This window comes from Streptomyces tendae (assembly GCF_014650435.1).
Classification (GTDB): Bacteria; Actinomycetota; Actinomycetes; order Streptomycetales; family Streptomycetaceae; genus Streptomyces; species Streptomyces tendae.
Window position 1 is genome coordinate 113,180 of sequence record NZ_BMUY01000003.1, and the last position, 11,994, is coordinate 125,173.

At 71.9% G+C, this 11,994-nt stretch carries 8 protein-coding genes; 3 read left to right on the top strand and 5 right to left on the bottom strand.

Annotation, left to right across the window (positions count from 1 at the left end; genetic code table 11):
- The first annotated feature begins 66 nt into the window (after positions 1 to 66).
- Both IE258_RS09280 and IE258_RS09285 read left to right on the top strand, forming a co-directional pair.
- The gene (locus IE258_RS09280; protein ID WP_189741474.1) at positions 67 to 1,800 is read left to right on the top strand and encodes an ABC transporter ATP-binding protein; all 1,734 of its coding nucleotides are present in this window, start codon (positions 67 to 69) and stop codon (positions 1,798 to 1,800) included.
- Positions 1,800 to 3,731 carry an ABC transporter ATP-binding protein gene (locus IE258_RS09285; protein WP_189741477.1) on the top strand — a complete coding sequence of 644 codons (1,932 nt, stop codon included), beginning with the start codon at positions 1,800 to 1,802 and terminating at the stop codon, positions 3,729 to 3,731. The genes IE258_RS09280 and IE258_RS09285 overlap by 1 nt, the downstream gene beginning before the upstream one ends.
- Positions 3,732 to 3,834: 103 nt before the next feature.
- On the opposite strand, the gene IE258_RS09290 is transcribed toward IE258_RS09285, so the two are convergent.
- The 5 genes from IE258_RS09290 to IE258_RS09310 form a co-directional block, all read right to left on the bottom strand.
- Complete coding sequence (locus IE258_RS09290) at positions 3,835 to 5,025, bottom strand: RNA polymerase sigma factor (RefSeq protein WP_189741480.1); 1,191 nt, start codon at positions 5,023 to 5,025, stop codon at positions 3,835 to 3,837.
- Between the two features lie 128 nt (positions 5,026 to 5,153).
- Complete coding sequence (dnaG, locus tag IE258_RS09295; RefSeq protein ID WP_189741483.1) at positions 5,154 to 7,079, bottom strand: DNA primase; 1,926 nt, start codon at positions 7,077 to 7,079, stop codon at positions 5,154 to 5,156.
- Between the two features lie 164 nt (positions 7,080 to 7,243).
- Positions 7,244 to 8,509 carry an NAD(P)/FAD-dependent oxidoreductase gene (locus IE258_RS09300; RefSeq protein WP_159327369.1) on the bottom strand — a complete coding sequence of 422 codons (1,266 nt, stop codon included), beginning with the start codon at positions 8,507 to 8,509 and terminating at the stop codon, positions 7,244 to 7,246.
- 170 nt (positions 8,510 to 8,679) lie between these two features.
- A complete protein-coding gene (locus tag IE258_RS09305; RefSeq protein WP_189741486.1) occupies positions 8,680 to 9,954 on the bottom strand; it encodes a deoxyguanosinetriphosphate triphosphohydrolase in 1,275 nt (424 codons plus the stop codon).
- Positions 9,955 to 10,307: 353 nt separating this feature from the next.
- Positions 10,308 to 11,084: a sirohydrochlorin chelatase gene (locus tag IE258_RS09310; RefSeq protein ID WP_189741489.1), complete on the bottom strand. Its 777-nt coding sequence runs from the start codon at positions 11,082 to 11,084 to the stop codon at positions 10,308 to 10,310.
- 168 nt (positions 11,085 to 11,252) lie between these two features.
- Between IE258_RS09310 and IE258_RS09315 the strand changes: the two genes are divergently transcribed.
- Positions 11,253 to 11,939, top strand: a complete 687-nt coding sequence (locus tag IE258_RS09315) for a SanA/YdcF family protein (protein WP_189741493.1) — start codon at positions 11,253 to 11,255, stop codon at positions 11,937 to 11,939.
- Positions 11,940 to 11,994: the final 55 nt, after the last annotated feature.

Below are 11,994 nucleotides of genomic sequence, written 5' to 3' on the forward strand. Positions count from 1 at the left end.
GTGTTCGACGATAGGGGCCAGGGGCAACCAACCGCCGCCCTCATCGCCGACTCCGAGAGACTCAGTGTGCTCATACGACTACTGCGGACCTATCTCAGGCCCTACAAGAAAGCCATCGCGCTGCTGGTGGCGCTGCAGTTCCTGCAGACCTGTGCCTCCCTCTACCTGCCGACCCTGAACGCGGACATCATCGACGACGGCGTCGTGAAGGGTGACTCGGGCTACATCCTGAGCTACGGCGCCCTGATGATCGGCATCTCGCTGGCCCAGGTGGTCTGCAACATCGGCGCCGTCTTCTACGGCGCGCGCACCGCGGCCGCCCTCGGCCGGGACGTGCGCGGTGCCGTCTTCGACCGGGTGCAGTCCTTCTCGGCGCGCGAGGTGGGCCACTTCGGCGCGCCCTCGCTGATCACCCGGACCACCAACGACGTGCAGCAGGTCCAGATGCTGGCCCTGATGACGTTCACACTGATGGTGTCGGCGCCGATCATGTGCGTGGGCGGCATCGTGATGGCGCTCGGTCTGGACGTGCCGCTGTCCGGGGTGCTGCTCGGGGTCGTACCGGTGCTGGCGATCTGCGTCACGCTGATCGTGCGGAAGCTGCGCCCGCTGTTCCGGCAGATGCAGGTGCGCCTGGACACGGTGAACCGGGTGCTGCGCGAGCAGATCACCGGCAACCGCGTCATCCGCGCCTTCGTGCGCGACGAGTACGAGCAGCAGCGCTTCCGGAAGGCCAACACCGAGCTGACCGACGTCGCCCTCGGCACCGGCAACCTGCTCGCGCTGATGTTCCCGGTGGTCATGACGGTGGTGAACCTGTCGTCGATCGCGGTGGTGTGGTTCGGCGCCCACCGGATCGACAGCGGCGGGATGCAGATCGGCGACCTGACGGCGTTCCTCGCCTACCTGATGCAGATCGTCATGTCCGTGATGATGGCCACCTTCATGTTCATGATGGTGCCGCGCGCGGAGGTCTGCGCCGAGCGCATCCAGGAGGTCCTGGAGACCGAGAGCAGCGTGGTGCCGCCGGTGGCGCCGGTCACCGAGCTGCGCCGGCACGGGCACCTGGAGATCCGGGAGGCGGGCTTCCGCTACCCGGGTGCCGAGGAGCCGGTGCTCAGGCACATCGACCTGGTGGCCAAGCCGGGCGAGACGACCGCCGTCATCGGCTCGACCGGCAGCGGCAAGTCGACGCTGCTGGGCCTGGTCCCCCGGCTCTTCGACGCCACCGACGGGGAGGTCCTGGTCAACGGCGTGGACGTGCGCACCGTGGACCCGAAGACGCTGGCCAAGGTGGTGAGCCTGGTGCCGCAGAAGCCGTACCTCTTCGCCGGAACCGTGGCGACCAACCTGCGCTACGGCAATCCGGACGCGACGGACGAGGAGCTGTGGCACGCGCTGTCGGTGGCGCAGGCCAAGGGGTTCGTCTCCGAGCTGGAGGGCGGGCTCGACGCGCCGATCTCCCAGGGCGGCACCAACGTGTCCGGCGGTCAGCGCCAGCGGCTCGCGATCGCCCGGACGCTGGTCCAGCGCCCGGAGATCTACCTCTTCGACGACTCCTTCTCCGCCCTCGACTACGCCACCGACGCGGCACTGCGGGCCGAGCTGGCCCAGGAGACCGCCGAGGCGACCGTGGTCATCGTGGCGCAGCGGGTGGCGACCATCCGGGACGCGGACCGGATCATCGTGCTGGACGAGGGACGGGTGGTCGGCGTGGGCCGGCACCACGAGCTGATGGCGGACAACGAGACCTACCGGGAGATCGTGCTCTCCCAGCTGACGGAAGCGGAGGCTGCCTGATGGCCGGGCCTGCGGGTCGCATGATGGCCGGGGGCGGCAGCCCCGACCAGCGTTCGATGGACTTCAAGGGGTCGAGCAAACGGCTCATCTCCCAGTTCCGGCCGGAACGGGCGACGCTGTTCACGCTGCTGGCGTGTGTGGTCGTCAGCGTCGGCCTCAACGTGGTCGGGCCGAAGATCCTGGGCCGTGCCACCGACCTGGTCTTCGCCGGCATCGTCGGGCGGGACATGCCGTCCGGGGCCACGAAGGAGCAGGTCCTGGACACCATGCGCGAGCGCGGTGACGGCAACGTCGCCGACATGCTCCGCAGCACGGACTTCACCCCGGGGCAGGGCATCGACTTCGGCGCGGTCGGCGAGGTGCTGCTGCTCGCGCTGGCGACGTTCGCGGTGGCGGGACTGCTGATGGCGGTGGCCACGCGACTGGTGAACCGGGCGGTGAACCGGACGATGTTCCGGCTGCGCGAGGACGTACAGACGAAGCTGTCCCGGCTGCCGCTGTCCTACTTCGACAAGCGTCAGCGCGGCGAGGTGCTCAGCCGCGCCACCAACGACATCGACAACATCGGGCAGACGCTCCAGCAGTCGATGGGGCAGCTGATCAACTCGCTGCTCACCATCATCGGCGTGCTCGCGATGATGTTCTACGTCTCCTGGATCCTGGCGCTGGTCGCGCTGGTGACCGTGCCGCTGTCGTTCGTGGTGGCCACGCGGGTGGGCAAGCGGTCGCAGCCGCAGTTCGTGCAGCAGTGGCGCTCCACGGGGCAGCTGAACGCCCACATCGAGGAGATGTACACCGGGCACGCGCTGGTGAAGGTGTTCGGGCGCCAGGAGGAGTCGGCGAAGCAGTTCGCCGAGCAGAACGACGCGCTGTACGAGGCCGGGTTCAAGGCGCAGTTCAACAGCGGGATCATGCAGCCGCTGATGATGTGCGTGTCCAACCTGAACTACGTGCTGGTCGCGGTGGTCGGCGGCCTGCGGGTGGCCTCCGGCCAGCTGTCCATCGGCGACGTGCAGGCATTCATCCAGTACTCCCGGCAGTTCTCGATGCCGCTGACGCAGGTCGCGTCGATGGCGAACCTGGTGCAGTCGGGCGTGGCGTCGGCGGAGCGGATCTTCGAGCTGCTGGACGCCGAGGAGCAGTCGGCGGACCCGATCCCGGGCGCCCGGCCCGAGGACCTGCGCGGCCGGGTGGAACTGGACCACGTCTCCTTCCGCTACGACCCGGAGAAGCCGCTGATCGAGGACCTCTCCCTGAAGGTGGAGCCGGGCCACACGGTCGCGATCGTCGGTCCGACGGGCGCCGGCAAGACGACCCTGGTCAACCTGCTGATGCGGTTCTACGAGGTGTCCGGCGGCCGGATCACCCTGGACGGCGTGGACGTCGCGAAGATGTCCCGGGACGAGCTGCGGGCCGGCATCGGCATGGTCCTCCAGGACACCTGGCTGTTCGGCGGCACCATCGCGGAGAACATCGCGTACGGGGCGTCGCGCGAGGTCACCCGCGGGGAGATCGAGGAGGCCGCACGGGCCGCGCACGCCGACCGGTTCGTACGGACGCTGCCGGACGGCTACGACACGGTGATCGACGACGAGGGCACGGGGGTGAGCGCGGGTGAGAAGCAGCTGATCACCATCGCGCGGGCGTTCCTGTCCGACCCGGTGATCCTGGTGCTCGACGAGGCGACGTCGTCCGTGGACACGCGGACGGAGGTGCTGATCCAGAAGGCGATGGCGAAGCTCGCGCACGGGCGGACGTCGTTCGTGATCGCGCACCGGTTGTCGACGATCCGGGACGCGGACACGATTCTGGTGATGGAGGACGGGGCGATCGTGGAGCAGGGGGCGCATACGGAGCTGCTGGCCGCGGATGGCGCGTACGCGCGGTTGTACAAGGCGCAGTTCGCGGAGGCTGTGGCCGAGGTGGGATGAGGGGTTGCCCGGCGTCGGGGTGCCGCGCCCACCCGTGCCGCTGGGGGTACCTCCCAGGCCGTTCAGGCACTGGGGGAGGCACGATTGCCCGCAGCTGAGGGGGTCAGTCCAAATAGCCCCTCAGCTGGTCCGCGTAGGCGTGGTCTCGGAGTTTGTTGAGGGTTTTGGACTCGATCTGGCGGATGCGTTCGCGGGTGACGCCGAAGAGGCGGCCTATCTCCTCAAGGGTGCGGGGGCGGCCGTCGACCAGCCCGTAACGGAGCTGGACGACCTTGCGTTCGCGTTCGCCGAGGGTGGAGAGCACCGCCTCCAGGTGCTGGCGCAGCAGCAGGAACGCCGCCGACTCGACGGGGCTGGCGGCGTCGCCGTCCTCTATGAGGTCACCGAGGGCGACGTCGTCCTCCTCGCCGACCGGTGCGTACAGCGACACCGGCTCCTGGGCCAGGCGCAGCACCTCGCCGACCCGGGCGGGCGGCAGGTCCAGGTGGGCGGCGACCTCCTGCGGGGTCGGCTCGTAGCCGCGTTCCTGGAGCATCCGGCGCTGGACGCGGACCACCCGGTTGATCAGCTCCACGACGTGGACGGGGACGCGGATGGTGCGGGCCTGGTCGGCCAGGGCGCGGGACATGGCCTGGCGGATCCACCAGGTGGCGTAGGTGGAGAACTTGTAGCCCCGGGCGTAGTCGAACTTCTCGACCGCCCGGATCAGGCCCAGGTTCCCCTCCTGGACCAGGTCCAGCATGGTCAGCCCGCGGCCGACGTACCGTTTGGCCACCGACACCACGAGCCGCAGGTTGGCCTCGATCAGGCGGCGCTTGGCGAGGCGGCCCATGACGACGAGCCGGTCCAGGTCGAGGGCGAGGCGGTTGTCCAGGTCGGGGGTGCGCCGCAGCTTCTCCTCGGCGAACAGCCCGGCCTCCACCCGCCGGGCGAGGTCGACCTCCTCGGCCGCGGACAGCAGCGGGATCCTTCCGATCTCGCGCAGGTACTGCCGGAACAGGTCGGAGGAGGGGCCGCCGGACTCCGTACGGGTGGGCGGCGGAGGTTCGGGAGGCTCGGGAACGTCCCCGGGGTCGGCGGGGTGGTGCCCGGCCGCCCCGGCACCGGGCTGCGCGGGCATCGCGACGAGCACACCGCGCTCGGCGTCGGGCTCCGCGTCGCCGGTACCGGTGTCGTTCTGGGTGAGCGTCTGGGTCTGCACGGGGGCGACCTCCAGGATGGACGCGGCCGGCGGGGGGCCGGCGGCGGTACGTCGGGGGCGGAGCCGGCTCGCTCGCCGCCGTCCGCCTCGCACGCGTGCACTCAGGTACCGCCCCCAGTGTGGGGTACGACACATCACCGCCACGAGGGGCGTGCGGTGACTTTTTGCGTCCGGCTCGTGACCGAGGGGTTACCCGCCAGTGTTCGTTCCCGCGGAGGCTTCTAGAGCGCGGCGGCGCCGTGTTCGCGGAGGTTTTGGTCGTACTGCTGGAGGATCCACAGCTCGTTCTGGACGGCGGCCAGTTCGGCGGGGTCGCCGTGGGCGGAGAGGCGGGTGAGGCGGCCGGTGATGTCGCGGATGCGGCGCTCGACCGCCCGGCGGCGGACCGTGACGAGTTGGGCGCCCGCGTAGACCTCGTCGACGCCCTTCACGCCGCGGTGGAGCATGATCGCCTCGACCGCGAGTTCGGTCACCATGGCGCGGACGGCGTCGTCGGGGGCGGCCTCGCGGACCCGGACCAGGTAGTCCTGCGGGTCCTGGACGCCGAACTCGGCGCCGCCCGCTTCGATGATCGCCTCGCGTACGGCGGCGTAGGGCGGGGCGGTGAACTCGTCGACGCCGTACGCGTCGAAGGCCGGGGAGACCAGCTCGGGGCGCTGGAGGGCGAGCTTGAGCAGCTCGCGTTCGGTGGCGAAGACCGGGTTGCGGAGGTTGAGGGCGGGGCCACGGGGGGTGGCTGTCACGGGTCCGGCCTGCTGGTGCGGGGCGCTGCCGCGCCGGTGCTGGTCGGGGGCGGGGCCCTTGCCGCCGCGGTCGCGGGCCCAGCGGGCGAGCTGGGCGATCCGCTTGACCACGAACTGGGTGTCGAGGATGCCGAGCATGCCGGCGAGCTGCACGGCGACCTCGTGCTGGGCGCCGCTGTTCTTGATCCGGGCGACGACCGGGGCGGCCTCGTCCAGGGCGGCGGCGCGGCCGGCGGGGGTGTCGAGGTCGTAGCGGGCCACGATCTGGCGCAGGGCGAACTCGAAGAGCGGGGTGCGCGGCTCGACCAGGTCGGCGACGGCGTCGTCGCCCTTGGCCAGGCGCAGGTCGCAGGGGTCCATGCCGTCGGGGGCGATGGCGATGTAGGTCTCGGCGGCGAACTTCTGGTCGTCCTCGAAGGCGCGCAGGGCCGCCTTCTGTCCGGCCGCGTCGCCGTCGAAGGTGAAGATCACCCGGGCCGAGCCGTTGTCCATGAGGAGACGGCGCAGGATCTTGATGTGGTCGCCGCCGAAGGCGGTGCCGCAGGTCGCGATGGCCGTCGTCACACCGGCGAGGTGGCAGGCCATGACGTCCGTGTAGCCCTCGACGACGACGGCGCGGGACGCCTTCGCGATGTCCTTCTTGGCGAGGTCGATGCCGTAGAGGACCTGGGACTTCTTGTAGATCGCGGTCTCGGGGGTGTTCAGGTACTTCGGGCCGTTGTCCGCCTCGTAGAGCTTGCGGGCGCCGAAGCCGACGACGTCGCCGCCGATGTCGCGGATGGGCCACATCAGCCGGCCGCGGAAGCGGTCGATGGGGCCGCGGCGGCCCTCCTGGGAGAGGCCGGAGAGCAGCAGCTCCTTGTCGCTGAAGCCCTTGCCGCGCAGGAAGCGGGTGAGGTGGTCCCAGCCCTGGGGGCTGTAGCCGACGCCGAAGTGCTCGGCGGCGGCCTGGTCGAAGCCGCGGTCGGCGAGGAAGGCGCGGCCGGTGTCCGCCTCCGGGCCGCTGGCGAGCTGCTCCGCGTACCACTGGGCGGCGATCTTGTGGGCCTCGACCAGGCGGATGCGCTCACCGCGCTGGTGGGAGGGGTTGTACCCGCCCTCCTCGTAACGCAGGGTGATGCCGGCCTGGCCGGCCAGGCGCTCGACCGCCTCCGAGAAGGTGAGGTGGTCGATCTTCATCACGAACGTGATGGTGTCGCCGCCCTCCTGGCAGCCGAAGCAGTGGAAGAACCCCTTGCTCGGACTGACCTGGAAGGACGGCGACTTCTCGTCGTGGAACGGGCACAGCCCCTTCAGGTTGCCGCCGCCCGCGTTGCGCAGCTGGAGGTACTCCGAGACGACGGCGTCGATCGGGACCGCGTCCCGTACCGCCTTCACGTCCTCGTCGTTGATCCGTCCTGCCACGCGTGAAGTCTACGGGGCGGCACCGACAGGTCCGGGTCCGCCGGTCGGGCTCCGTCTGGAGGTGCGTCCCCGCCGCGCAGCGGCTGTCCTGCCGCAGCGCTCCCGGGTTCGGCCGGGGGTCCGGGGGTTGCCCCCGGGAATTGGGGTCGGCGACGCACTGACAGCTATGCGACGAGGCTTTCCAGGGATACGTGCGGGTTCGCCAGGGCCTCCGTGTCCACCCGGGTCTTCGAGCGGATCAGCTGCTGGATCGGCTCCGTGACGTCCCACACGTTGACGTTCATCCCGGCCAGCACCCGGCCCTCCTTCACCCAGAAGGCGATGAACTCGCGCTTCGCCGCGTCCCCGCGGATCACCACCTGGTCGTACGAGCCGGCCGGCGCCCAGCCGGAGTACTCCATGCCCAGGTCGTACTGGTCGGTGAAGAAGTAGGGCACGCGGTCGTGGGCGAGGCCCTTGCCGAGCATCGCGCGGGCGGCGGCCGGCCCGCCGTTCAGGGCGTTGGCCCAGTGCTCCACGCGCAGGCTGGTGTCGAAGAGGGCGTGGTGGAAGGAGGCCACGTCGCCGGCCGCGAAGACGTCGGGGTCGGAGGTGCGCAGGTGGTCGTCGACGACGATGCCGCCGCCGTGCGCCCGGTCGGCGATCTCCAGCCCGGCGGCCTGGGCCAGCGCGGTGCGCGGGGCGGCGCCGATCGCGGCGAGCACGTCGTGCGCGGGGTGCTCCTCGCCGTCGTCGGTGCGGGCGGCCAGCACCATGCCGTCCTGGCCGACGATCTCGGTCAGCTGCACGCCGAAGCGGAAGCGGACGCCGTGCGCCTCGTGCAGTTCGGCGAAGACGGCGCCCAGCTCGGGACCGAGGACACCGTGCAGCGGGGTCGGGGACGGCTCGATGACGGTGACCTCCGCCCCGTACTCGCGGGCCGCGGCCGCGACCTCAAGGCCGATCCAGCCCGCGCCGGCGATCACCAGGTGCCCGTTGTCCCGGCCGAGGGAGGCGAGGACGCCCTTGAGCCGCTCGGCGTGGGCCAGGCGGCGCAGGTGGTGGACGCCCGCGAGGTCGGTGCCCGGTACGTCCAGGCGGCGGGGCTCGGCGCCGGTCGCGATGAGCAGCTTGTCGTACCTGACGTGGGTGCCGTCGTCGCCGTAGTGCACGGTCTTGGCGGCGCGGTCGATCGCGACGACGGTCTGGCCGAGGTGCAGCTCGATGTCGTGCCGCGCGTACCAGGCGGGCTCGTGCACGAAGACGCTGTCGCGCTCCTCCTTGCCCAGGAGGTAGCCCTTGGACAGCGGCGGACGCTCGTAGGGGTGGTCGCGTTCGTCGCAGATGAGGATCACCCGGCCGGTGAAGCCCTCCGTGCGGAGTGTCTCGGCCGCCTTCGCTCCCGCCAGGCCGCCTCCGACGATGACGAATGTCTGATCCGCGTCGACCACTTGTTTGCCTCCTCGTCAGGGTGCCGCCACATGCGAGCGTCCCGCACGTGGCGTGGTGCGGGAAGGGGGAACGACCCGATCAGGCCACGACCTGCCGCGTTCCGACCGTCCGAGTGCCGCTTTTCGGGCGATCGGGGCGCCGCCGGGTGCCACCCGTCCCGCCGCCAGTCTCATGGATGCCCCGTCAGACGGGCGTGAAGCGAGCGGGCCGAGGCGTCGGTGAGGGAGGCGATCTGGTCGACGATCACCCGTTTGCGGGCCCGGTCGTCGGCGGCCGCGTCGAACAGCGCACGGAACTGGGGGTCGAGCCCGTCGGGTGCGCGGGCGGTCAGCGCCTCGGCCAGCTCCGCGACGACGATCCGCTGGTCGGCGCGGAGCCGCTCCTGCTCGGTGCGCTGCATGACGTAGCGGACGGCGACCGCCTTGAGGACGGCGCACTCCATGCGGGTCTCGCGGGGTACGACCAGCTCGGCGGTGTAGCGGGTGAGCCGCCCGCCGCCGTACGCCGCCCGGGTGGCGGTCTCGGCGGCCAGGCAGAAGCGGCCGATCAGCTGGCTGGTGGCGTCCTTCAGGCGGGCCTGCGCGACGGCCGAGCCGTCGTAGCCGTGCGGCCACCAGTCCTGGGCGAGCAGCCGGTCGAGGGCGGCGGCGAGTTCGGCGTGGTCGGTGCCGGCGGGGACGTACCGTCCGACGGCCACCTGGAAGACCGCCTCGCGCTCGGGGTCGGCGAGCAGGCAGTTCGGGTCGATGTGTCCGGCGTGCAGGCCGTCCTCGACGTCGTGCACCGAGTACGCCACGTCGTCGGCCCAGTCCATGACCTGGGCCTCGAAGCAGGTGCGGGCGCCGGGGGCGTCCTCGCGGAGCCAGGCGAAGACGGGCCGGTCGTCGTCGTACACGCCGAACTTGGGCGAGGCCGGGTCGCTGGGGTGGGCGCCGCGCGGCCAGGGGTACTTGGTGGCCGCGTCGAGGGTGGCGCGGGTGAGGTTGAGGCCGACGGGGCCGGCCTCGGTGAACCGCTTGGGCTCGATGCGGGTGAGCAGCCTGAGCGACTGGGCGTTGCCCTCGAAGCCGCCGCAGTCCTCGGCGAAGGCGTTGAGTGCCTGTTCGCCGTTGTGCCCGAAGGGCGGGTGACCGAGGTCGTGGGCCAGGCAGGCCGCCTCGACGAGGTCGGGGTCGCAGCCGAGGGCGGCGCCCAGCTCCCGGCCGACCTGGGCGCACTCCAGGGAGTGGGTGAGGCGGGTGCGGGGGCTGGCGTCCCAGACGGGGCTGCCCTCCCCCGGCGCGACGACCTGTGTCTTCCCGGCGAGGCGGCGCAGCGCGGCGGAGTGCAGGATGCGGGCGCGGTCGCGTTGGAAGGCGGTGCGGCCGGGGCGTTTGTCTGGTTCGGGGGCGTAGCGGGCGGCTGACGCCGGGTCGTAGGGGGGTGCGGTGCGGGTGCCTTCCATGTCATGAACAGTAAGGGGAAGGTGTGACAGTTGGGGGCCTACTCGTCTGCCGGGTTCGGTAGTCGCGCGGGCGCGGGCCGTCCGTGGCTTGTCGCGCAGTTCCCCGCGCCCCTTAGGGGGTGGCCATCGCCCTGGATTTCAAGTCGCTGCCGGTTTTCGCCGCCTCGTCGTAGCGGTGGAGCAGTAGGTGGGCCATCGACGGGTGGGTGCCCAAGGGGGACGAGGTGCGGGTGCCTTCCATGTCATGAACAGTAAGGGGAAGGTGTGACAGTTGGGGGCCTACTCGTCTGCCGGGTTCGGTAGTCGCGCGGGCGCGGGCCGTCCGTGGCTTGTCGCGCAGTTCCCCGCGCCCCTTAGGGGGTGGCCATCGCCCTGGATTTCAAGTCGCTGCCGGTTTTCGCCGCCTCGTCGTAGCGGTGGAGCAGTAGGTGGGCCATCGACGGGTGGGTGCCCAAGGGGGACGAGGCGATCCACGGGGCCGCTGCCGCGCACTGGGTCGCGAAGCGGCCCGGGGCCGTGAAGCAGGAGGCCACGGCGACGTGGCGGTGGCCGCGGGCCCGCAGGGCGCGGATCGCCTCCCCGACCGTCGGGGTCGCCGCCGAGGCGTACGCGGGGACGACCGGGACGCCGAGGCGGGCGGCGAGGAGCGCTGCCGTGCGGGCCGTGTCCGCGCGGGACTCCGGGTCCCGGGAGCCCGCCGAGGCGAGGACGACGGCGTGCTCCGGGCCCGGGTGGGTGGGCCAGCCGGCCTCCGTGAGGCGGGCGTGCAGGGCGTCCACCAGGAGGGGGTGCGGGCCGAGCGGGGCGGCCACGCGGGTGCGGGCCGGGGAGAGCGCGGCCATCTCCGGGATGTCCCGCTTGACGTGGTAGCCGCGGCTGAGCAGGAGCGGGACGAGGACGGCCGCCGCGTCGCCGAGGGCGGCGAGCGTGTCCGGCAGCAGGGGCTCGTTCAGCTCGACGTGGCCCAGGTGCACCGGCAGGGCGGGGCGCAGGGCGCGGACCCGGTCGAGGAGGGCCCGTACGGTGCTGAGCGCGCGCGGGTCGCGGCTGCCGTGCGCGACGACGACCAGGGCGGGGGTGCCGCCGGTGGCCGGCGCGGTCCTGTTGCTCGTCACTGTCGTCACCGTCATGCACCGAGGGTGACGGCCGGAGATTGCCTCCCCGTTGCGTGGGTGTCACGGGGATTTTCCGTCGGTTCACACGGCGCCGCCCCCGCCGTGTGAGCGCTGCCGGGTGAACCGGACGGCCTCCGCGGGCGTCCCTGGTGGCAGGAACCGACCGGGGAGGGGACCGCCCGCATGCGCCGCCCGAGGCTTCGCAGACCGCGTCTTCCGCGCACCCGCAAGGGGCAGCGGCGGCTGGTGCAGGCGGTGATGGCCGGGTGTGTGCTGGCGCTGCTGCCGGGCGCGTGGCTGCACCTGGTCACCGACGGCCGGCTGCGTACCGTCGCCGACGTGCCGCGCACCGAGGTCGCCGTCGTCTTCGGGGCCGGGCTGTGGGACGGGGAGCCGTCGCCGTACCTCGCGCACCGGCTGGACGCGGCGGCGCGGCTTTACCGGGCCGGGCGGATCGAGGTGGTGCTGGTGTCCGGGGACAACAGCACCGAGGAGTACGACGAGCCGGACGCCATGCGCGCCTACCTGGTCCGGCACGGTGTCCCGGACGGGCGGATCGTCAGCGACTACGCGGGCTTCGACACCTGGGACTCCTGCGTCCGGGCGAAGAAGATCTTCGGCGTCGACCGGGCGGTGCTGATCAGCCAGGGCTTCCACATCCGGCGGGCGGTCGCCCTGTGCCAGGAGGCCGGGGTGGCCTCGTACGGCGTCGGGGTCGACGACGAACACGACGTGACCTGGTACTACGGGGGCGCCCGGGAGATCCTCGCGGCGGGCAAGGCGGCGCTGGACGCGGTTCTCGAGCCGGATCCGCGCTTCCTCGGGCCGAGGGAACCGGGGGTGGCGCGGGCCCTGGCCGACGCCGGATGACGCGTCCCTCACCGCGGCCCGGCGGGGGCGGGGAGGTCGCCGTCCCCGCCGTGTA

Coding starts and splice junctions, on each gene's coding strand:
- IE258_RS09285 (WP_189741477.1), top strand. CDS start 1,800: ATGGCCGGGCCTGCGGGTCGCATGATGGCCGGGGGCGGCAGCCCCGAC.
- IE258_RS09305 (WP_189741486.1), bottom strand. CDS start 9,954: ATGGAAGGCACCCGCACCGCACCCCCCTACGACCCGGCGTCAGCCGCC.
- IE258_RS09310 (WP_189741489.1), bottom strand. CDS start 11,084: ATGACGGTGACGACAGTGACGAGCAACAGGACCGCGCCGGCCACCGGC.
- IE258_RS09315 (WP_189741493.1), top strand. CDS start 11,253: ATGCGCCGCCCGAGGCTTCGCAGACCGCGTCTTCCGCGCACCCGCAAG.